Genomic DNA, 23,577 nt, shown 5'->3' with positions numbered 1-23,577 from the left:
GGCAGATTCCAAATGGAACCTGCCGCTAGAGTCTTTTATACTCACGGTGTACTGCAATACAGCTGCTTCACTCGGACCAGACAGAATATATCCCGGAACCCTAGAAGCACTTCCATAAAGTTTAATTAATATTTCTAAATATACTACTATGACTTTAGATTAATGTCAATAATTATTAAAAAATTTAAACATTTAAATTTCCTCTTCGCTTTTTTCTTCTCTCTTTGCTATCATTTTCTTTAATATCTTAAACTTTAAAGGTAATCCGACCACAACTAATATAGCTATTACTAACCATCCCCACCAAGGCATATACCTGCACCTCCTATCTCAATTTTAGTCTTTTCTTTAACATCGGTGCTACAAAAAGCATCATAATTATGCTCAAAGCCACTGCTATCAAAGTCGCTACTGTGAATCCTATCTGTAAATTACCTCCACCAAAAATGTTTAAATATGACTCAAATGCCCAATAATGTGCAAAAGGATAGAATATCCATTGAAGATTTTGAGGAACAAATAATGATGCAATAGGAACTCCCATAAATATTAACATTAGGAATTTTACTACGGCTATTGCAGATATTAGATTATCTGCTATTCCCCCAATTATAAATCCCATGATTACACCTATTCCTGTAGTAGCAATTATAGATACAAATATTTGTATATAGCTGACTGATGTGCCAGTAAATATCAGGCATGATACTATAGCTAGCATAACTGATATTATTAAACAAAATAGCATATGAGATATCAAAAAATTTCTAGTAGTTAATGGAGAAACAGCCAATGCCCTTATTACCTTTGTTTCTTTTTCATCTACTATATTAAATCCAACAACATATCCTCCAATTAAAATGGATGTCAGCAGTAATAGTGCTCCTGTTATTTCATACAGTACTGAGTTTGTTTTACCTAAGCTTAAATGTGAGTATTCAGCCATAGGCTTATCTGAAAGTATTATATCCATCAAGGTTTTAGCAATTTCAGCTGCTTCACCAGCTTCGTTTCCTTCAAGTAAAATCACATACTGATCGTTTTCTCTTACTATTCCAGCCATATCATCATTTTTTTCTACTCTTTTTTTTACTAATTCTTTAGTATCAAATACTTCTACATTAGCATAGTTCATTAATCCAGTTATTACTTGCTGTTCTACATTTTTTTCTACTGCTACAGTAAGCTTCATATCAGACATACTTGGTATAAAAAACTTCATTATAAATGCTAACAGTATAGGAAATAATAGTCCGTATAAAATCATATTGTCTCGCATTGAACTAGTAAAATCTTTTCTTATGAAGTTAATGATCTTTTTTATCATGGCTATCTACCCTCCTTCATAAGCTTCCTTCTAACAGACCAGTAGCTTATTCCTAGCAAAATAATGCTCTCCACTGCAAGTATTATTATTAATGAAAACAAAAACTGTGCCTTTCCTGTTGAAAAAAGAACTTCTCTTAACCCAAACAGTATATTATATGATGGTATCCAGGTAATAAAGCTTGGTGCAAATGAAGGACTAAGGTACGAAGCTATTGGAAGACCAAGTATTGACATGAAAAATACACCAACAAATAAAAATTCTTGTAAGGTTCTAAAATACACGCTTACTGAAAGTCCTAATAATGTTACAAATAAACTGGATACAAATATTAGTAGTATAAGCCCCAAATAATTTACCTTTGTTCCGAGAGTAAATGTCACTAGTATTACTGAATATAGTAACGCTAACAGAGTATTCACAGCAGCCTTCGAAAGAATATATTCTATCGTGCCTGCTGGACTTACACGATAAGCTCTTATGCTTCCCTCTTCCTTTTCTTGAAACACCATAACAGCAATTAACAGAAATCCTAGCATTACTGCCTCTGTTACAAGCATTATAGGAACTAAATTCTTATTAAATGGTATAGGTTTTGATTTCTCTCTTAAAAGTAATACTTTCGAATTTGTTTCTCTTGCAGTTTTTCTAATTGTATCTAATGCATTTTCTATAGTAGAGTCGAGCACATTTAATATTTCTGTTGACTCTGTTCCCTGGTGTATAATAGTAACCTTTGGAGTCTGAATATCTCCTTCAATGATTATACCAAGAGAGTTGCTATCTTTCTGAACTTTATCAATCAAATCATTACGACTATTAAAAAACCTAGTACTATCCGCTCCTTCTTCTATCAAATACTTTTCAAATACTTTGCCTTCAGTTTTATCAAGAATATATTCAGTCGGAGTTAGCTTTACTTTCTCCGGTACGGCAAAATTTATGAATAAAATCATAAGAGTTACTAAAACTAAAATCACTATATGGAAATAATTTCTTAAAGCGACTATTATATCTTGCATAAACAGATTTAAAAACCTTCTTAGCATTATTTCAGCCCCCTGCCTGTCAGTTTAATAAATATCTGCTCAAGAGTAGCCTCCTGTGAATGTATAGTCTGTATTTCTTTTGAACTGATTATTTTATTAAATGCTTCTCTATCATCTAACTTCTCGAGGAAAAATATTTCTGATTTTACTGTATTGTTTTCCAAGTATTCTATCTCTACAGATTTTTTACCGTACTTAAGCTTAAGATTTCTAGGAGAGTCCATTGCGACAATCTTACCATTATTTATAAATGCTACTGTATCGCATAGCTCCTCTGCGTCAAACATGTTATGAGTCGTCAAGAATATAGTACTTCCTTCCTTTCTCTTGCTATTAATTATTTCTTTTATTGTGCTTGCAGTTCCAGGATCTAGCCCTGACATAGGCTCATCCAGGAAAATTATTTCAGGTCTATTTAATAACGCTCTTGCAAATACTAATCTTTGTTTCATACCCTTTGAATAAGCAGAAGATTTTTTGTTAGCAGATGCTTTTAATCCTACTTTATCTAATAAAGTCATAGGATCATCTATTGGTACGTCAAAAAGCCCTGCATAGTACTTTAAGTTCTCATATCCTGTTAACTTAGCATAAAGATTTGGATGTTCAAAAGAAACTCCAATTTTATTAAAAAACTTAGAACCCATGTCTTTAATAGACTCATTATCATATAAGACTTTTCCTTTTTGTAGCTCAAGAAGTCCTATCATGATATTCTGGACTGTGCTTTTACCAGCTCCACTAGGCCCTAAAAATCCAAATATTTCACCTTTTTCAATCGTAAAGGAAACATCATTAACCGCATATTCGCCATTACCATTATAATCATGAAATAGCTTTTTTACCTCTATCATACAATCACTCCTCACCTTATAAACAGTAATGCATCCTTACATAGTCATATTAATAAAATCTGTCTTCAACATTCTTTACTGGTCTTTTTTTTGCCTTAATACCATTTTTAATTATATCTAGTGTTTTATCAATCAAACCCATAATCTCCATGTCGCTTTCTTCCTTGACCTCATTAATGAAATACTCGCTTGTAGATATACTTAATGAAGTTATCAAATATGCTACAAGCTTTACATCAATATCTCTTTTTATATCTCCTTTATCAATTCCGTCACTCAATAAGTCTTCAAATAACTTATTACTTTTTGGCACATTGTTTCCCATAATCTCTTTTTTAAGATCACTATCGCAGTTTTTTACAAAATCAAGCGATATAGCTGAAAGTTTAGGAGAATCAAGTGAAAATTTTACTCCTGCGGCATAAAGCTCTCTTACTAGACTAAAAAAGTCTAATTCTTTCATGTTTTTCATGACATCAGCTATAGACTCTAGCTTCTTTTCTCCCGATTTCTCTAAGATATACTTATACAAATCCTTCTTATCTTCAAAATATTGATAAAAGCTTCCTTTTGCTATGCCTGCATTTTCTACTATTCTGTTAATGCTTGCATTAAGAAAAGTATGCTGTGCAAATTCATCAATGGCTACTTCTGTTATCCGCTCTTTTTTATCCTCAGGTAGATTTAAAAAAGTACTCTTTGGCATTGATTTTATCCCTCCTATTGTTTAATGACTTGTTAGTCATATGACTCGTTAGTCATATTGTATAATAACTTCTATAATTTGTAAACATTATTATCAAAATTTATATTTTTTTAACTGCTTTCTTTTATTATCTAATCTAGTATAATAGATTATAGATGCTAGAAGGTATAATCAAAAAAATGTAGAATCTATACTAGGATAATAAATGTGTAAATGTATATATAACTTTAAGGAGGACTAACATGAAAAAAATATTTCATTCTTTAATAGCATTTATTATGTTTCTAACCATGATACTGCCTGCATATGTGCACGCTGGGTATGATGATAATACTGTAAATAGTTCATTCGATATAATTTCTAAAAAAGAATTTCTGCGTTCAATTATTAAGATTATATACATAGACAATACTGAGGTTAATATAGATAAGCTTAGCGCTGAAGATATTTTATATATTTCTGAAAATAGCAACTTAATATCTAAAAACCTCTATAATGTTAATGACCTAGAAAAAAGTATATCTAAAAGAGAAGCAGAGCTAATATTCATAAGAGCCACAATTAATGACCCTATCATCTTTCCGAGAGCTGAAAATAACGGACTTAATAGCAATAATATTAATAACAATATTTCTCATCTTGCTAGTTTAGACTTGGATAATCCGACCATTAGGATAATAATTGATATGTATAATAAAATAAACCAACCTATTCATGAGCTTAATGGCTTTTATGCTATTAGTTCATATTCTCAGGTTAACTTTATTCCTGAATTTAATAGTGTAAGCTTTGGATGGAGCGAATTAAAATATAACAACAACAACTCTCGAAATACTGTTGAATTGACAATGGATGAAGGTGACTTTTCATTACCAAATGGTTTCTCTGAGCCTACTAAACTAGCATTTGAAAATAATGTATCTACTAACTTAATGGTTTATGCATCTCAACTAACAAAGCTTGATAATAATAGAGGTATCATAGAGTATGTTATTACTGACCCTAACGTAAAAAAGCAAGTGATTGAACAAATAGCAAACAAAGTAAATTTGACTGTAAAAGACAGTAATGCAGTTTCTTTTAACGGAGTAGTCATAGATTTTGAAAATATAAAAGATGAGCGTTTATCCTCATATTATAATGATTTTCTTAAAGAGCTCAAGAAAAAGCTAAATGAAAGCAATAAAAAGCTTTACGTAGCTGTTCATCCTAGAAAATACTATAAGGGCTATGACTATAAAACTATTGGTGAAATAGCTGATAAGGTTATTTTGATGGCACATGATTATTATGCTAGAGATGTCCAACAACTTAATGTATCTGACCCATATAATAATTTCTCTAGTATAAGAACTCCTCTAGCACCTTTAGACAATATTTATGATCCTACTTTTGATATTTACAGTGCCCTTGAAGACATTACAAATGAAGAAACTGGTATAAAAGATAAAAGCAAAATAGTTCTTCAACTGTCCTTTGACGCAGTACAATGGATTAAGGACTTAAATAATAATTCTGTTATACGAACTAGTCCTAGCTATCAACAAATAATGAATAGGATTAATCCTTCTATCACTGAAGGTCAAGTAACAGATTCTGTAGAAATGCACTATGATAGTATTTCTAGTTCCCCATATTTATACTATTTTAACAGTCAAAATAATACTGAAAATATTATATGGTATGAAGATAATAGAAGCATATTATCTAAAATACATCTTGCAAAACTATTTAATATAAACAGCTTTTCCATCTGGCGAATAGGAAATATCCCTGATTTTCCTGTAAATGAAAAATATCCAGGAAACTTAAACATATGGTCTACAATACTTAAACAAAAACCAGTAGAAAATTCATCTACAGACTAAGAGCTTCAGCAATTGCTGAAGCTTTTTTATTTTTGCATTTTATCTATAGTCTAGACATTAGCGTGGATTGTGGTATAATTCACTAATAAGTAGACTTTTTTTAATAATGGGGGGAAGTATGATGGAACTAAAAAATCTTATTGAAGAATTAGATGTAATTGAAATAAAAGGAAGTCTAGATTTAGATATTACCTCAGTATGCTATAATTCAAGACAAGCTATTGAAGGTAGCGTCTTTGTAGCTATATCGGGCTTTTCAGTTGATGGACATAATTTTATAGGGCAAGCTATTAAAAACGGTGCAAAAGCACTATTCGTTGAAAAAGATGTCTCGCTTATTGAAGATATAACTATTATAAAAGTAAGTAATGCAAGATTTGCATTGGCTAAAATCTCCTCAAATTTCTATGGTAATCCATCTTCAGAACTGAATTTAATTGGAATAACTGGAACAAATGGAAAAACTTCAACTACATATTTGATCAAATCAATTTTTGAGCAAGCAAAAATGAATTCTGGTCTAATCGGAACTATAGGTAATATAATTGGCAATGAATTTATCAATACAAAAAATACTACTCCTGAATCTTTGGAGCTTCAGAAAATGTTTAGGCACATGAAGGATAAATGTTTTGATAGCTGTGTAATGGAAGTATCTTCCCATTCCTTAGAGCTTAATAGAGTTGATTGCTGTGATTTTGATATTGCTTTATTTACTAATCTATCACGTGACCATATGGATCTGCATAAGAATATGGAAAACTATCTAAATGCTAAGGTCAAATTGTTCAATATGAGTAATAAATATAACATTGTTAATATTGACGATCCCCATAGCAATGAATTAATTGAAAAAATTGATAACTCTAAAGCAAAATTGCTAGCTTATGGAGTAAACAGTATGGCTGACATATATGCTACAGATATATCATACTCTCCTCGTGGTGTAGATTATATAGTTCATACTCCAAAGGGAAATATTGATATACATGTTAACATACCAGGACTAATATATGTTTATAACAGCTTAGCAGCAATATCTTGTGCATATGCTTGCAATATAAGTCTAGAAGAAATAAAAGCAGGTATAAGTGACGTTAAAGGCGTGAGGGGAAGATTTGAAGTTGTGCCAACAAATACAGACTACACTGTAATAATTGACTACGCACATACCGGAGATGGTCTGCAAAAGGCTTTAGATACTATTGATCTATTTGCAAAAGGCAGAAAAATAGTTGTTTTCGGAGCCGGTGGTGAAAAGGGTAAAGACAAAAGATGGGATATGGGGAGTGTCGCAGGAAAAAACTGTGACTTATCAATAGTTACTTCAGACAACCCAAAACGTGAAGATCCTAAAGCAATTATGACTCAAATTACAGAAGCAATAAAGAAAGAAAATGGAAAATACGTAGAAATTATTGACAGGAAAAAAGCTATAGAGTATGCTCTGAAAATAGCACAACCAAATGACATTATACTTCTAGCTGGGAAAGGACATGAGACTGAACAAATCATTGGTACTGAAGTTTTTCATTTTGATGAAAGAGAAATAGTTTTGGAAATGCTTAATAAAAGGAAAATGGCTTGATGTATATCAAGCCATTTTTTCTAATTGGAATTATATTATTTATTTCTGCTCAGCTCTAAATTATCTATATCAAATATCCTCAAGCTATCTTTTATGTCTTTTTCTATAGCAAGCTTTCCGTATTTATCTACTTCATTTCTATCTTTAGGACCATGGTGAAGTGACGCTGCTCCTCCTATACAACCTCCAACGCATGCCATACCTTCTATAAAGTTGGCATCAAGCTTGTTTACTCTGGCCATTTTCAAAGCTCTGTCACATTCTTTTATTCCGTCACAGCTAATAGGCTTAAAGTTTACTTCCATGTTATCCATATCTACAACATGTCTTACTGACTCCACTAACCCGCCAGTTCTAGCAAATATTCTTCCATAAAAAGAAGCATTATCTAATACTGTCTCATCACAGAATTCTATTTTTATTTCAGCTGCATCTAGCATAGCAGCTAATTCTTCAAAGGTCAATACATAATCCGTACTTCCAGCTAAATCACTTTGCTTTATCTCCATTTTCTTTGCTGTACATGGTCCTATAAACACTACCTTAGCATTCTCATCCATATTTTTTATAAGTCTTGACACTGCAATCATTGGTGAAACTGACGTTGATATCTTGTTTTCTAGCATTGGATAATTCTTCTTAATAAATGAAACAAATGCTGGACAACATGAACTAGTCATAATTCTTTGATTTTCAATATTCTCAGCAAATTCATGTGCTTCATGTTTAGCCACTATATCTGCTCCTAATGCAGCTTCAACCACATCATGAAAGCCCAGCTTCTTAATTCCATTTACTACTTGGCCGATTTTAGCATAAGTAAACTGACTTGATATTGCTGGTGCTATAACAGCATAAACCTTAGTATTTCTATTTGCTTTAGCTTCCTTTAATAGCTCTATAACATCAACTATATATGATTTATCCATAATTGCTCCAAAAGGACATTGATAAACGCATGCACCACACTGTATACACTTTTCATCATCTATAACTGCTTTCTTTTCCTCATTAATTGAAAGTGCCGAAGTAGGACATGCTCTTTTGCAAGGCCTCATAACATCTGATATAGCATTGTAGGGACAAGCCTCTTTGCATTTTCCACATTCAATACATTTATTTGGATTTATATATGCTCTGTGACCTATAAACTGTATCGCGCCAACAGGGCAAGCATCTGAGCATCTATGAGCTAAACAGCCTCTACACGCTTCTGTTACTACAAAACGGTCAAGAGGGCATTTATCACAAGCTGAATCAAGAACTTCGATTATATTATCATTATCTTTATTTCCTCCCATGGCAAGCTTAACTCTCTCTACAGTAATTGCTCTTTCTTTATGAATACAGCACCTTGTTCTTGGCTCAGGGCCTGGATCAATTATTTCTGGGATTTTACTACAGCCTTCTTCAAGTCTTCCTTCCATAGCTAATCTGGAGACTTCTCTTAATACTTCATATTTAATAAGTTGAACTTGACTTTCAAACTTTCTCACTTTCTCTCCTCCTCCCTATCCATAATTATGAATTAAACATAATTTATTGAAACCTTCTTTCCTAAATCTAGCATCAGTTTTGATAGCTCATTTACTACTTGTAGCTTTATACTTAAGTCTATTGGCAGGTTAGGATTCTGGTGTGCCGGATTTATTGCTTTACCAACCCATAGTTTGAGATGAGTACAGTCTTCTATAAGCATTTTTGCTAAACAAGATGCTCCATCCTTACCATTTAAGTCGTATACTGTATATCCTCCTGTTGGATAATTAGCATACTTCTTTATTTTCTCAACAGCCTTACTCAGTGTAAGTACACCTTCTGTAACAAGATCTATCCCTTTTATTTTCGCCATTGGTGGGACATCTTTTGTCATTGACTCTAAGTCTACTATTACATCTTGATTCAGTTCTCTGCCTACTATTTTCGCTGCAGTCCCTCCACACACAACTTTTTTAGTTGCATTTTTCATGAAATCTTTTATTACTCTGGAATCATTTGATTCATCTTCTGGAGGTCCTGTAAATAAATCAATAATTTCTGGCATTCTCATTTTTACACTAACGACTGTAGTATCATCACCAGGCTTATCAGCATATAAGCACTTACATGTATCAACTAAGCTTTTCGAAATACCTTTAGCACATTTTTCTCTTCTGACTTGTCTTCCTATATAATCAGCAACATTTTCCCATTGCCAGCCCAGGTTTAAGATTCCACCTACCCCAGCATGGATGACTCCATCACTAACTAATGTTAGTGTATCACCTTCTTTTAATGCTATATTGCTTTCCATTATTTTCTTTCCATTTATTACAATTTCTTTTCTTTCAATATCTATAATCCTATTATCTCTAGTAAAAAATATTGGAGGATTATCGTATTCAATCATATAAGCCGTTCCATCATTCTGTATTTTTATAATTCCAAATGTTGAATAAGCTAGCTTTCTGACATTACATACAGGGAGAGTGTTTGCAATAGTATCAACAGTCTCATAGATGCTTGCTCCTTCTTTAAGCATAGTCCCTGCTATCTTTGTTGTCATTGTAGCAAGTATATTGGCTTTTACTCCACTTCCAAGTCCATCAGCTAATACAATAATTACGCTTTGATCTGTATTAACAATTTCCACTTTGTCACCACACAACTCTTCACCATACTTATTTAAGCTGTCATAGGCAACATCAATGAAGTATTCCATTACATATCACCTGCCTCCCCTAATGCTATACCCTTCAATTTCGTAAGTATTACCTTTGTTTCTGCTGTAGTCTCTCCTAATAAGCTTGCAATCTCCTGTGCTACTCTCATCTGCTTTTCAATAACTTCTTGTGCAGCGTCTAGTGTTCTCTCTTTTACTCTAGCAAGCTCTTCCTTATTTTTCTCTGCTAATGTAACATCTGTCATAATAGTCATAATAACATTCTCTTTTTCCAAGTATAGTATATTAGCGATTAGTACAACGCCATATTTTGAGTAGACAACCTTTTGTCCTATAAGACTTTCCTTTGTCGTCATGACCTTGATAAACTCTTCATCATTTATTATCTTTGATATTGGTTTACCTTTTATATCATCTGCTTTAACTCTAAATACTCTTTCTGAAGAAGGATTAAACTCTTTTACACATAGTTCATTATCTAAAAGAAAAATTACATTAGGACTATTGTCAAAAATGACATTTTTCAAGCTTTCAGCTTTTGCTCTCATAAATGGTAAACACATATTTATTTCTGACATTCCCTCAAAAATAGATTCCGCCTTTTCTCTACACGTTACATATCCACATGCATTACAATTTAGTTCGTCTTCAGGTTTATATTTTCCCATTTTTCTTAGTATTGCTTGAAGCTCTTCCTCAGAAGCTTTTCTTCTATTAGCTTTCCTATCAAAAAACGATTTCGAGAAATCTATTCTTTCCGTAACATATTCTGCTTCAACACCACTGTTTGAAAAGTTTCTTTTTTTGTTTACATAGTTCTTAACTCTATTTTCTCTTTTATAATAGTTTGTGTCATCTTTAGGCATACCTGGACCATCTATACAGCTTCCTTCACATACATTAAGTTCTACACACACCCTGTTTATGCTCTTATTCTCAATACATTCTAGTATTTCTTTGCACCTATCTACTCCTGTAACTCGAATTATTTCATACTTCCTTTGAACTTCATCTGAACCATTTATTAAAAAGCCGCCTTCCAATGGAAAGGAACTTCCCCTTCTATAGGATGTGTGATCAAATATCTGAGGCTCTAGCTCATTTAATTGTATTTTCTCTTCCTTAAACCAATCATCCAACTCTTCAAATGTTAATACTGAATCTATGATTTCATTATGCTGAAAGTCCTCTGCTTCTACTTTTTTAGCAAGACATGGGCCGATAAAAACCATATAGCTATCCATTCCATATTTATGCTTAAGTAATTTCCCATGAGCTATCATCGGTGAAACTATGGGTATCATATATTTTGTTAGAGATGGGTAATATTTTTCAACCAGATAATTTGCAGATGGGCAGCTTGTAGTAATTAAGTTGTCATAGCTTCCTTCTTCCGCATATTCTTTATAATAATCAAGTACTATTTCAGCTCCTATAGCAGTTTCCTCAACTACATCAAATCCAAGCTGCTTTAATGCAGTTACTATTTGATGCTCATCTTTCATTTCAAAAGCTCCTGCAAACGAAGGCGCAATACTTGCTATGACTTTTTTATCATTTTGTATTGCATCTTTTACTTGCTCAATATTACTCTTTATATATAAAGCCTCTTTTTGACAAACGACCTGACATTTCCCACATGAAATGCACATTTCATCAACAATTTCCGCATGTTCTTCAAGGATTGTTATAGCCTTAGATGGACATGTTCTTAAACATTTATAACAATTGTTGCATTTTTCTCTTGAGAAGTTTATGAACTTCATTGTTATAGCCTCCCAGAAACATTGTTATCAAAAAATTCTTCTACAGTTTCTTCACTAACTGATACAACTTTGTCATCGTCAACTTTTACTGAAACAGCTTTGGTACATTCTCCTAGACAAAACGCTGCTTTTACAGTAACTTTCTCTTCCAAATGTTTTTCATCAATAATTTTTTGCAATCCTTTAATCACGTTATAAGCTCCTTTAAGATGACATGCACTACCTATACAAACATTAATTGTAACCATAATAAATCCTCCTTTCTTATTTGTTATCATTTTAACAATCTTTTATAAAAAAACATATTGTTCGATAAAATTTTAATATCTTTAGAATATACATTTAGTCACAAATAGTAATGTTTTTTTGTTATCTTCATTAAATACAACTTCCAATTCTATTAATTACAGTATACTATCTTGTTATAAAATTATCAATTTGTAAAAAACAATAAGAACATTCTCCCAACTCTTGTTGTTTGCATGCTTTAGCATAATAATAGCTCATTTATTACAAAAAGTTAAGAATGTGATAAATTAGGACGTTAAGGCTATAGATATATTTATCATATAAAAATATAATTAAGATAAATACAAATAAGGGGTACTGAATATGAGTATAATTTTGCTAAATAGCATTATGAATCGTATAAATGATATGCCTATGCTTCCTGAGAGCATAGAAACAATAATCAGACTAACTGAAGATCCAGATTCTACTGTAAAGGATTTAGAAAAAGAGATATTAAAGGATCAAAGTTTGACATCACAAGTACTTAAACTAGCAAATTCAACACATTATGGATATTCTAGGCGTATAAGTACAATTTCTGAAGCAACTGTATTATTAGGATTTCAGACAATTAAAAGTATTGCTTTAACGACAAGTGTCAATACACATCTACTTAAGGAACTACCAGGGTATGGACTAAAAAAAGATATGTTATGGCAACAATCACTTGCTTGTGCTATAATTTCTAGACTGATCTCTAAAAAAACAAAAATCTGTCACCCTGAGCAAGCTTATATAGCTGGGCTTTTAAGGGATATTGGTAAAGTAATTCTGAACTGTTATGTAACATCTGAGTTTTATAAGATAATCGATAAAGTTAATGATGAAGGCTCTACGTTTATAGAAGCAGAAGAAGAAATACTTGGATATAATCATGCACAAGTAGGTGCAAATATTGCTAGAAAATGGAACTTCCCAGCGAATCTAGTAGAAGCAATAGAATACCATCACTCCCCAGAAGCTGCTATGATCGATCATGAGCTTGTTTCAATTGTTCACATTGCTGATGCTTTAGCAATGATGCTTGGAATAGGTCTTGGAATAGATGGAATGCAATATATGCTTTCAGATTTCGCTCTAGAATCAATTAGTCTTTGTAAAAATGATATTGAACATATAGTATCTGAAGTAACTGATATGTTATTTGTTGAAGAAGCTCTTAGTATTACAGAATAAAAAAACGGCATATGCCGTTTTTTTACATTGGTTCTTTTTCTTTTAAGAAGAATATAGCTAAGGTACCTGGCCCGGAATGAGCACCTACTGCACATCCTATCATTCCTATAACAAAATCTGTGCACCCGAAGTTTTCTTCCATCATTTCTTTAAGCTTCATTGCCCCTTCTAGATCGTCTCCATGAGTAATACCTATTGTTTGACTAGACAAATCTACTCCTCTTTCTTTCATTAATTCAATCATTCTCTTAAAAACTTTGTTGCGACCTCTAGTCTTTTCAATAGGAATTAATTTACCATCTTCAACATCCAATATAGGCTTTATGTTAAGTAAGCCACCAACAAATGCCGCTGTACGGCTTACTCTACCACCTCTATATAGATATTCTAAATCATCAACAGTAAATATATGCTCCATATTCATAGAGTAGAATTTGACTGCTTCAACTATCTCATCTTTTGATTTGCCTTCTTGTAGCATTAGTGCAGCTTTATATACTACTAGACCGAATCCACCCGAAGCGCATTTTGTATCTATTATATCTACATTGAATTCAGGATAGTCCTCTATAACTTCATGTTTTGCCATCATAGCAGAATTATATGTACCTGACAGTCCTGAAGAAAAAGCTATATAAATACACTGATCGCCATTTTCCGCGTATCTTTTGAATTTTTCAGTAAATACTTGAGGTGGTACCTGTGCAGTTTTATATATTTTCCCATCTCTCATGTTGCCATATAGCTCTTTAGCATTTAATGTTTCACCATCTTTATATTCAATATCATTCATATAAACTAAAATCGGTATTACATCTATGTTATACTTTTGTGTTATCTCAGGTGACAGGTCACAAGCACTATCTGTAATAATCCTTATATTCATAATTTTAACCCCCTATTTGCTTTGTACTATTATTATATTATAATAACCTTTATATGTAAATCTTAACGTGATTAGGATGAGTATTATATTATATCTTCAAGGGTCTGTGTTTCTGGGTTAAAGTTTATAAATTTCTTAAATGGTTGATTGAATGCAAATGGTAAGAATATCAATGCATCTACAATAAAGCAAGTAAATAGTATTATTCTTATTGGTATAAATTCTGCTAAAACCCCACCTAAAGCCATTGCAATAGGAGTAAGTCCTTGTAAGACAGTACTCAATAAACTTGATACCTTTCCTCTCATATTCTGAGGTACTGTAAGCTGAACTGATGCTCCAAAGAATATGTTGACAATAGCATTCATAAATCCAGAAATAAATAGAAGAATACAAATAACAGGTAAGTTTTTAATCAGTATAAATAGTGCAGTAGTTGTTGATGAAATTGTTCCACAAAATACAAATAAAAATAATCTTTTAGAAGGTGCTATTTCTTTTACTGATGTAAATATCATGCCTGCAAGTGAACCAGCAGCCATTATTCCCATTACAAATCCATATTTCTCTGGTCCAAGCCAAGATGTTCTTTCAAACAAAGGTAGTAAAAGAATAAATCCCATATTACCAAAAAAATTAATAAAGGCTGCAATCGATATGATATATCTAAGACCTTTAAATTCCCAGACAAATTTAAATCCATCTTTCATATCTGTTAAAAAGTGTATTTGATTATTTTGTTTTTCTATTTTTGGTATCTTAATAAAAATTTCTGTAAAAGATGAAATAATATATGATATCCCATTAAAAAGAAACATTAGTGGTGCACCTAAAAGAACGTACAAACTCCCACCAGCAATATTTCCCAAAATATTTGTTCCTGTATATGCTATGCCGTAAACAGAATTTGCTTTCATTAGCTTTGATTTTGGTACAATGTCTGGAATTGAAGAACTTGCTGCCGGATTAAAAAAAGCACCACATATTCCTAAAATAATAGCAGCCAAGAATACCATCCATATCTTGATAAATCCTAAAAATGCTGCAATACCTACAAATACAATAGAAACCCCTCTAATAAGGTCCATAATAACAAGTATGTTCTTTCTGTTACTCCTGTCAGCTAAAACTCCGGCAAATGGTGATATTAACACCCTTGGCAGTACTGAAGCTGCCATTAATGATCCCATTAAAGCAGTAGATCCAGTAGTCTTAAGAATCCAGAAGCCAAGAGCAATATTATAAGCAACATCTCCCAGTGATGAAACAAGCTGCCCCTGCCATAATAAGAAAAAGTTTTTGTTCCAAAGTTTTTCCTTATTCAAAGCATGTTGTTCTGTCATTGATTATCCCTCCAAAATCAAATAGAGCTTTATCATAAAATTAAATATATAAATCTCTAATTAGAATATTTTAATTATATTATACTTAATTTTTTTGATAAGTCAATATTTTTATTGAATATTATTAATGTAAGAATAAATTTTTTTAAATAATACTTTGAAATTATTTAAAAAATCCATAAAAATATTAAATAATTCTTATACATAGCCAATACCTATACATAAATGTGACAAGGAATAATGTTCATATTAAAATAATATCTTTTGCCTTGGCTTTATTATCCATGCTACAGATTTATTATTATATTTTGTTTTTTTGGAATATATAAACCTAATAAACAATAGATTATAATATGGAATATTGTGCCCTAACTACGAGTTGGGTTATAAGGGGTGATGTTATGGCAAAAATTTTTTTTATTAGGAAAAAAGTTCTTTATAGTGTTATCGCCATTATTCTATTATTGATAGCTTTACTAATTGTACTATCAATAATATAGCAAAAGTATAGTTTCTTAAATAGCAACGCGATAAAAACCCTAGTAGGTTATACTAGGGCTTAGTTTTATATTTATTTGATTTACTAAATTTTCTTTAATATCGTCAATTCTTACATAACTTTAATCATCTTCATCATTCTTTGCATTTTTATTATTTCTATTTTTGATATTATTTTTATTATAATTTTTGTTATTCTTGTTATTTTTATTATTTCTATCAGCTTCATCGTCTTTATCATTTGCATCATCTTTATCGTCTTCATCTTTTTTATTGCTTTTATTGTTTTTATTATCTTCATCGTCTTTATCATCGTTATTGTTTTTATTATTATTGTTTCTATTATTATTATTGTCTCTATTATTATCGTTTTTATTATTTTTATTGTTTTTATCACTTTCATTATCTTTTATATCTTTTCTGCTATCTTCATAATTATCATCTTCATTGTCTTCTTTAAAGCTTTCTTTAAGATAGTTTGGATTTTTAGAGTTAACATTAGTCTTGACATTATTATGTTTATTTTGTTTATTTTGTTTATTCTCTTTATAATCGCTATTTTGATATTTAGTATCAAACTTATCTTCTTTATATTCTTTTTTATCTTCCTTCTTGCTTTCCTTAATTATATTCATGATTTCCTTTACAGATTTATTCTGCATATCTTCTTGGTTAGTTTTATCACTAGATTTTAATGCTTTGTTTATCAGCATCTGTTTTCCTGGTGAAATATTATTCTTCTTTGCTGCTTCATATTCATTTTTATCACTTTTTACTAGTACAACTTCAGTTTCAAGCTTCTCTTCCTTCATATGATTATCAACTGATTGGAAGATTTCTTTGTCGTCAATTTTACTTCCAGCCTCAGTTATTGTTACTAATATAGCATTTTGTTCATCTGATTTAATATATTTTTCTTCTATTGCTCTATCTATAACCTTAGTAATAATGTCCTTAACAGGTTTATTTTTATAACTATCAATTTTTTCAATAATATGAGTCCCATCTTCGTTTAAACCCTTAATGTCAATTACTCTATCATACAAATTGTATGAAAGTTCCACACTAGGATTTATATCTACATCTACATATCCAAAAGGCATATAATATCCGTATACTCCATATCCACCAGTTATCATAGCTAAAAATACGGCTGCTATAGAAATAGCTTTTTTAATGAAATTTTGACTATATATACTATTATTATTAAAATTTACTTCTTGTCCAATTTGAATTGATTTATTAAAGTTTTTGATTTCAAGGAATTGACCATTATCAGTAAGAACTATTATTTTATTATTATTTTTATCCATTACAATACCACGCATATTATCACCTCCAATTCATATATTCCTTCAAATATGTATAATCTCCTTTCATTACAATCACTAGTGCTATTATATATATTCGGCCTCTCTCTATTTTTTTTCGGTGTATATGTACGGTATTTTGTATTTCTTTGATAGGCAACCTTTTTTTTGAAATTAAAAGATCCAACAGTTCTTTGTTTGATACTATAGTCTTTGCTATTTCCTTATATGTTTTTCTAACTTTATCTTGTTTGGGGGAATTTTTTACCAAGTCAGAAAATTCTATTTGCCATTCACTTAATTCTTCTTTATATTGTATTATTTCTAGTTTTCTTGCCTCATTTTCCTCTCTATCTCTATATTCATCAATAGCTTTGATATCTCCTAAATCATACCTACTATCATCATCTTTCTGATTAATCTGCTCCATATAAACGACATTTTCTTGTTTTTTATTCTTTCTGTAATAATCTATCATTCTTAAATTGATTACCTGCTTTGCAAAGCTTAAGAACTTTCCTTTGCTTCTATCATATGAATCTATAGCTTCTTTAAAGGCCAACATTCCTATAGTTAACTCGTCATCATATCCATACTTTAAAAATTTTCCTGTTCGTTTTTGCACCACACTTGCTATAAAAGGCTTGTACTCATCAATAAGCTTGTTCAATTCTTCGTCATCTTTTTTTGCATTCTCTATTCTATCTTCAAGAGTACTTCTAAAAAACATAGTGTCACCTCACTTTTACACAGGTATCAATATATATATATTCGCTTAATCTTTATAAAGAATAAGGTAGTTCAATGATTATTATTACATTTATAAATTATACTATACTTACAGCAAGAAAAAGCAAAGACTTTTATCTGTTTTATTACTTATCATGTAATAAAACAGATTTATTCTACTAATAATATATTTAGAAATTAAAAACATTATGGAGGTGAGTTTTGTGATAAAAAAAACTTTAACTGTTATTGCATGTCTATTACTTACTGTATCATGTACAAGACAACCTCAAAAACCGCTACCTAGAGATAATACTTCACTATATGGTGCTGAGAGAGTAGAAAATGTTAAAGTTATAACTGAAGATTGCAAGATTAGAAGTGGTGCTGGAAGCGATTTTGATGTCATAGGATCCCTTAATAAAGGTGATAAAGTAGATGTTGTTGGGCAATTAAAAGATTGGTATATAATAAGAATGCCAAATAATCAAGTAGGGGCAGTTGATTCAAACGAAGTCACTCCCGTTATTGAAGAATCTACACAATCACAGACTAAAGGTGCCGTTAGGTTAACTAGTAATGAACAAAAAATAGTAAACTTAATAAATCAAGAGCGAACAAGTAGAAATCTACAGCCTTTATCAATCGATTTAGATGTTACTAAAGTAGCAAGAGTAAAGGCTCAGGATATGATTGATAATAATTATTTTAGTCACTATTCTCCAACTTATGGCAGTCCATTTGATATGTTAAAAAGCTTCGGAATAAATTTTTTACATGCTGGTGAAAATCTAGCAGGCAATTCATCTATTGATAATGCACATCAATCATTGATGAATTCGCAAGGACATAGAGAAAACATCTTAAATCCAAACTTTACTCACATTGGCGTAGGCATTAAAAATAGTAATAAATATGGAAATATGATTGTACAAATGTTTGTTAGTAAACCTAAATAGAAAAATGCGGCTTATGCCGCATTTTTAGTATGTTAATGCTACTTCCTTTTCTTTCTCCTTCTCTAAATGTTTAAATGCTACTGACAACATTAATTTAATTCGATTAAGCTGATTTACTTCACTTGCACCAGGATCATAATCTATAGCTGCTATATTAGCTAATGGATAAGACCTTCTCAGTTCTTTTATCATACCTTTTCCAGTAATATGATTTGGCAAGCATGCGAATGGCTGTAGACACACTATGTTTTGTACTCCACTGTCTATTAACTCTACCATTTCTGCTGTCAAAAACCAGCCTTCACCCGTTTGATTCCCAAGAGATAAGTGTTTTTTTGCACCTTCAGCAAGCTCTTCAATAGGTTTAGGGGCTTCAAATCTTTTGCTTGCTTTAAGAGCTTTCTTCATGTCCTTTCTATAGAACTCAATTGCTTTTATAGATAGGTTTCCTATAAGCATTGATTTGTAGCTTCCTGATAGATCTTGGTACTTTATTCTGCTATCAAATGCTGTATATAAGAAAAAGTCAATGAGATCAGGAACAACAGCCTCTGCACCTTCTGCTTCTAATAGCTCTACTATATTATTATTAGCAGTAGGATGAAACTTAACTAATATTTCTCCTACAACTCCTACTTTAGGCTTCACTAGTTCCTCATTTATTTCTAGCTTATCGAAATCTTGGACAATATCATATATATTTTGTTTGAAATCTTTAAAACTACCTTTTATTAGTGACTGCTTACATTTTTCTACCCAACTGTCATATAGTTTATTTGCTGAACCAGGAATTTTTTCATACGGTCTAACCTTGTATAGTACTCTCATTAAAAGATCCCCATATACTAAGCCCATCATTAAATTATTAACTATAGGTAGGGTCATTTTAAATCCTGGATTTTTCTCTAATCCTACTGCATTTAATGATATTACAGGTATGTGTTCCATATTCGCATCTCTAAGTGCCTTTCTTATAAAAGCAATATAATTAGTAGCTCTACATCCTCCACCTGTTTGAGAAATAATAACAGATGTATTATTTAAATCATATTTTCCTGACTTAAGCGCCTCCATAATCTGACCCACAGTAATTATAGAAGGATAACATGCATCGTTATGCACATATCTTAGTCCTTCATCTATTGCCTTCTTATCTACAGACGGTAGCACCTCAACATTATAGCCAGCTTTTAAAAATCCTGTCTTTAGAAACTGGAAGTGAATTGGAGACATTTGTGGAGCTAGAATAGTATGCTTACTCCTCATTTCTTTTGTAAATGCTATTCTTTCAGGAAGCTTATAAAGCTCTGTAGGCTCAAAATTCCTTTTATCTCTTTCTTCCATTGCAGCAATTAGCGAACGAATACGTATTCTTACTGCCCCAAGGTTGTTTATTTCATCTATTTTAATAACTGTATATATTTTCCCAAACCTCTCTAAAATCTCTTGTACCTGATCAGTTGTAACCGCATCTAGCCCGCATCCGAATGAGTTTAGTTGAACAAGCTCAATATTATTTTGTTGCGCAACATAGGTAGCTGCTGCATACATCCTTGAATGATATACCCACTGATCTACAACTCTTATTGGTCTCTCTACCTTTGCCAAATGATCAATAGCGTCTTCTGACAAGACTGCAAATCCATATGATTTAATCATCTCTGGTATTCCATGATTTATTTCAGGATCTATATGATAAGGTCTCCCTGCTAATACTATACCTTTTATATTTTTGTTATTTATATATTCAATTGCTTGTTCCCCTTTTATTCTAATGTCTTCTCTATACCTGTCAAGCTCTGCATATGCTTTATCAACAGCTTTAGATATCTCCTGTAGACTAATTTTCTCATTAATCAATTCTTCATCTAGTCTTTTTATAAGTCTTTTAGGATTATCAATTGGTAAGAAAGGATGATAGAAAATTATATCACCATCACGCAGTTCATCTATGTTTGCATTTATTGTTTCTGGATATGATGTTACAATAGGGCAATTATAATGATTTCCAGCTTCTTCATCTTCAATCCTATTAAATGGTATACACGGATAAAAAATCTTTTTAATTCCTTTGTTTATCAAATCCATAATATGTCCATGCACTAGCTTGCCCGGATAACATACAGATTCTGAAGGTATAGTTTCCATGCCTAGTTCATATATCTTCTTAGATGAACGAGCAGAAATCACTACTCTATATCCAAGCTCATTAAAGAACGTAAACCAAAATGGATAGTCTTCATACATATTTAAAACTCTAGGCAATCCTATTGTCCCTCTCGTAGCTTCTTCATTTCTAAGGGGTTTATAATTAAATACTCTTTTATATTTATATTCATAAAGGTTTGGAATGTCATTTTCAACTTTTTCTATTCCAGCACCTCGTTCACATCTATTTCCTGATATATATTCGCGCCCGTCAGAAAAATGATTTACAGTTAATAAACAATTATTTCCACATAATCCACAACGTCGCATTGAGGTTTCTGTTGTAAATTCGTCAAGTTCTTCTCCTTGAAGAAGCTTTGTTTTATAATCCTGATAGAAACGTTCCTTAGCTATTAAAGCTGCCCCAAAGGCTCCCATAATACCAGCAATATCAGGCCTTACTACATCTCTTCCAACTATTTGCTCTAATGCACGTAGAACAGCATCATTATAGAAGGTTCCACCTTGAACAACTATTTTTTCTCCTAGTTCTTCAATATTTCTAAGCCTTATAACCTTGTACAATGCATTTTTTATTACAGATATGGATATTCCTGATGAAATATCGCTAACACTAGCACCTTCTTTTTGAGCCTGCTTTACCTTTGAGTTCATAAATACAGTACAACGGGTACCTAAATCAACAGGATTTTTAGACTTCAGTCCTTCTATCGCAAATTCTTTTACATTCATATTTAATGAATGTGCAAATGTTTCAATAAATGACCCACACCCTGAAGAACAAGCCTCATTCAACATAATAGAGTCGATAACACCATCGTGGATCTTTAAGCTTTTCATATCTTGTCCGCCAATGTCTAGAACAAAATCAACTCCTGGAAGAAAAAACTCTGCAGCTTTATAATGTGCTACTGTTTCTATTTCACCTATATCTACCTTGAGTGCAGATTTTATTAAGTGCTCTCCATATCCTGTTACTGATGAGTTCACTATTCTAGTTTGGGCATTAATTTTACTATATAAGTCTTTTAGTGCATTTATTGTTGATTGTAGTGGACTTCCCATATTGCTTCCATAGTAAGAATATAAAAGACCGCCTTCTTCATCTATTAAAGCTACTTTTGTGGTAGTTGAGCCAGCGTCTATTCCCAAATAAGCATTTCCTTTATATGAATCTAAGTCTACTCTTTTAACCTTGTGTTTATCATGTCTTGCTCTAAATGCATTGTAATCATCTTGGTCTAAAAACAATGGAAAAAGTTTTTCATCTTCTTGATCATTAAATGTGTTTAGTCTTGGAACTCTTTCATATAAGCATTCAAATGGAATAGACTGCACATTTCTAGAGGATAACGCTGCTCCTAAAGCAACATAATATTGAGAGTCTTCAGGAAATATTACATTCTCATCGTCTAGCTTCAGGGTTTCAATGAATCTATTTCTTAGCTCAGACATAAAGTATAGTGGACCACCTAGAAATGCTACATTTCCTCTAATTGGCTTACCTTGAGCAAGTCCACTTATAGTTTGGTTTACAACTGCTTGAAGTACAGAAGCCGCAACATCTTCTTTTGACGCACCTTCGTTTAATAATGGCTGTATATCTGTTTTTGCAAATACTCCACATCTCGACGCTACAGGATATATCGTTTTATGATTTCTAGCTAATTCGTTTAATCCCGCCGCATCTGTCTGTAAAAGTGTAGCCATCTGGTCAATAAAAGCACCAGTGCCACCTGCACATGTTCCATTCATTCTTTGCTCAATAGATTCTCCTAGATATGTTATTTTTGCATCTTCTCCGCCTAGCTCTATTGCCACATCTGTATATGGTATATAACTTTCTATGGTATTAGTACATGCTATAACCTCTTGAATAAACGAAACCTCTAGCTTTTTAGATATATTAAATCCGCCTGAACCAGTTATCATAACTGTTATTCTATTTTTTTGAAGGAGTAATTTAGCATCTTCAAACATTGAAACTACAGTATTTTTTATATCCGAAAAATGTCTTGAATACTTTTTATAAAGAATATTAGCTGTTTCATCTAATACGACCATCTTTACTGTAGTTGAACCAACGTCAAGTCCAACATTTAATACCCTGTTCATTGATTTCGCCTCCACATGTTCACTTAAATATATGGGTAATATAAGAATTTACAATTATAATTATATTTTAATATCTTATATATTATAGCTTGTCCCTTAATTAAGTTCTATCTTTTTTTATTTACAATTAAAATTGCACGACTAGGCATTTTTAAAGTTTATATTCTATTTTATGTCAAAAATACCTTTTTTTCAAATCCATATACTTCATATATTACCCTCTATTTAATCCAAATTAACAGAAAAAGACCATAAATTTTCATTTCTCGAAAATTATAATC

Annotated in this window: 17 protein-coding genes; 4 read left to right on the top strand and 13 right to left on the bottom strand. The window is 31.6% G+C overall.

Annotated features, from left to right (window positions below; all coding sequences use genetic code 11):
- Positions 1–325 precede the first annotated feature (325 nt).
- From HNR33_RS06345 to HNR33_RS06330, 4 genes are read right to left on the bottom strand one after another with little or no spacing between them, the layout of a single operon-like run.
- The gene (locus tag HNR33_RS06345; protein WP_429081352.1) at positions 326–1,327 is read right to left on the bottom strand and encodes an ABC transporter permease; all 1,002 of its coding nucleotides are present in this window, start codon (positions 1,325–1,327) and stop codon (positions 326–328) included.
- A 2-nt stretch (positions 1,328–1,329) separates the two neighbouring features.
- The gene (locus HNR33_RS06340; RefSeq protein WP_429081349.1) at positions 1,330–2,376 is read right to left on the bottom strand and encodes an ABC transporter permease; all 1,047 of its coding nucleotides are present in this window, start codon (positions 2,374–2,376) and stop codon (positions 1,330–1,332) included.
- The gene (locus HNR33_RS06335) at positions 2,376–3,230 is read right to left on the bottom strand and encodes an ABC transporter ATP-binding protein (RefSeq protein WP_429081348.1); all 855 of its coding nucleotides are present in this window, start codon (positions 3,228–3,230) and stop codon (positions 2,376–2,378) included. The genes HNR33_RS06340 and HNR33_RS06335 overlap by 1 nt, the downstream gene beginning before the upstream one ends.
- A 49-nt stretch (positions 3,231–3,279) precedes the next feature.
- Entirely contained in the window at positions 3,280–3,936 is a 657-nt protein-coding gene (locus tag HNR33_RS06330; protein ID WP_429081347.1) for a TetR/AcrR family transcriptional regulator, read from the bottom strand.
- A 242-nt stretch (positions 3,937–4,178) separates the two neighbouring features.
- On the opposite strand from HNR33_RS06330, the gene HNR33_RS06325 reads away from it, so the two are divergent.
- A complete protein-coding gene (locus HNR33_RS06325) occupies positions 4,179–5,804 on the top strand; it encodes a glycosyl hydrolase family 18 protein (protein WP_429081344.1) in 1,626 nt (541 codons plus the stop codon).
- A gap of 121 nt (positions 5,805–5,925) precedes the next feature.
- Positions 5,926–7,392, top strand: a complete 1,467-nt coding sequence (locus tag HNR33_RS06320; RefSeq protein WP_429081341.1) for a UDP-N-acetylmuramoyl-L-alanyl-D-glutamate--2,6-diaminopimelate ligase — start codon at positions 5,926–5,928, stop codon at positions 7,390–7,392.
- A 35-nt stretch (positions 7,393–7,427) separates the two neighbouring features.
- On the opposite strand, the gene HNR33_RS06315 is transcribed toward HNR33_RS06320, so the two are convergent.
- Genes HNR33_RS06315 through HNR33_RS06300 form a run of 4 tightly spaced genes read right to left on the bottom strand, consistent with a single transcriptional unit; the run spans position 7,428 to position 12,068 of the window.
- Positions 7,428–8,888, bottom strand: a complete 1,461-nt coding sequence (locus HNR33_RS06315; protein WP_429081338.1) for a 4Fe-4S dicluster domain-containing protein — start codon at positions 8,886–8,888, stop codon at positions 7,428–7,430.
- A gap of 32 nt (positions 8,889–8,920) precedes the next feature.
- Positions 8,921–10,093, bottom strand: coding sequence for a SpoIIE family protein phosphatase (locus HNR33_RS06310; protein WP_429081335.1), 1,173 nt, complete (start codon positions 10,091–10,093; stop codon positions 8,921–8,923).
- On the bottom strand, positions 10,093–11,820 hold the full coding sequence (locus tag HNR33_RS06305) for a [Fe-Fe] hydrogenase large subunit C-terminal domain-containing protein (protein WP_429081332.1): 1,728 nt from the start codon (positions 11,818–11,820) through the stop codon (positions 10,093–10,095). The genes HNR33_RS06310 and HNR33_RS06305 overlap by 1 nt, the downstream gene beginning before the upstream one ends.
- Before the next feature lie 2 nt (positions 11,821–11,822).
- Positions 11,823–12,068: a (2Fe-2S) ferredoxin domain-containing protein gene (locus tag HNR33_RS06300; protein ID WP_429081330.1), complete on the bottom strand. Its 246-nt coding sequence runs from the start codon at positions 12,066–12,068 to the stop codon at positions 11,823–11,825.
- Positions 12,069–12,432: 364 nt separating this feature from the next.
- Here HNR33_RS06300 and HNR33_RS06295 point away from each other — a divergent pair, with 364 nt between their 5' ends.
- Positions 12,433–13,287: an HDOD domain-containing protein gene (locus HNR33_RS06295; protein WP_429081327.1), complete on the top strand. Its 855-nt coding sequence runs from the start codon at positions 12,433–12,435 to the stop codon at positions 13,285–13,287.
- A 22-nt stretch (positions 13,288–13,309) separates the two neighbouring features.
- Here HNR33_RS06295 and HNR33_RS06290 read toward each other — a convergent pair whose 3' ends face one another.
- The 4 genes from HNR33_RS06290 to sigI all read right to left on the bottom strand — a co-directional run bounded on the left by HNR33_RS06290 (position 13,310) and on the right by sigI (position 18,054).
- A complete protein-coding gene (locus HNR33_RS06290; protein ID WP_429081325.1) occupies positions 13,310–14,173 on the bottom strand; it encodes a DegV family protein in 864 nt (287 codons plus the stop codon).
- Positions 14,174–14,256: 83 nt separating this feature from the next.
- Positions 14,257–15,516 carry an MFS transporter gene (locus HNR33_RS06285; RefSeq protein ID WP_429081323.1) on the bottom strand — a complete coding sequence of 420 codons (1,260 nt, stop codon included), beginning with the start codon at positions 15,514–15,516 and terminating at the stop codon, positions 14,257–14,259.
- 620 nt (positions 15,517–16,136) lie between these two features.
- Entirely contained in the window at positions 16,137–17,342 is a 1,206-nt protein-coding gene (locus tag HNR33_RS06280; protein WP_429081322.1) for an anti-sigma factor domain-containing protein, read from the bottom strand.
- 4 nt (positions 17,343–17,346) lie between these two features.
- The gene (gene sigI / locus HNR33_RS06275; RefSeq protein ID WP_429081319.1) at positions 17,347–18,054 is read right to left on the bottom strand and encodes an RNA polymerase sigma-I factor; all 708 of its coding nucleotides are present in this window, start codon (positions 18,052–18,054) and stop codon (positions 17,347–17,349) included.
- Between the two features lie 223 nt (positions 18,055–18,277).
- Here sigI and HNR33_RS06270 point away from each other — a divergent pair, with 223 nt between their 5' ends.
- On the top strand, positions 18,278–19,012 hold the full coding sequence (locus tag HNR33_RS06270) for a CAP domain-containing protein (protein ID WP_429081317.1): 735 nt from the start codon (positions 18,278–18,280) through the stop codon (positions 19,010–19,012).
- Between the two features lie 24 nt (positions 19,013–19,036).
- Here HNR33_RS06270 and HNR33_RS06265 read toward each other — a convergent pair whose 3' ends face one another.
- Complete coding sequence (locus HNR33_RS06265) at positions 19,037–23,296, bottom strand: acyl-CoA dehydratase activase-related protein (protein ID WP_429081315.1); 4,260 nt, start codon at positions 23,294–23,296, stop codon at positions 19,037–19,039.
- Positions 23,297–23,577 lie beyond the last annotated feature (281 nt).

It is taken from the genome of Brassicibacter mesophilus (assembly GCF_050433385.1).
In the GTDB taxonomy this organism is placed as follows: Bacteria; Bacillota; Clostridia; order Tissierellales; family Proteiniboraceae; genus Brassicibacter; species Brassicibacter mesophilus.
This window is presented reverse-complemented; position numbering and strand designations above follow the sequence as displayed.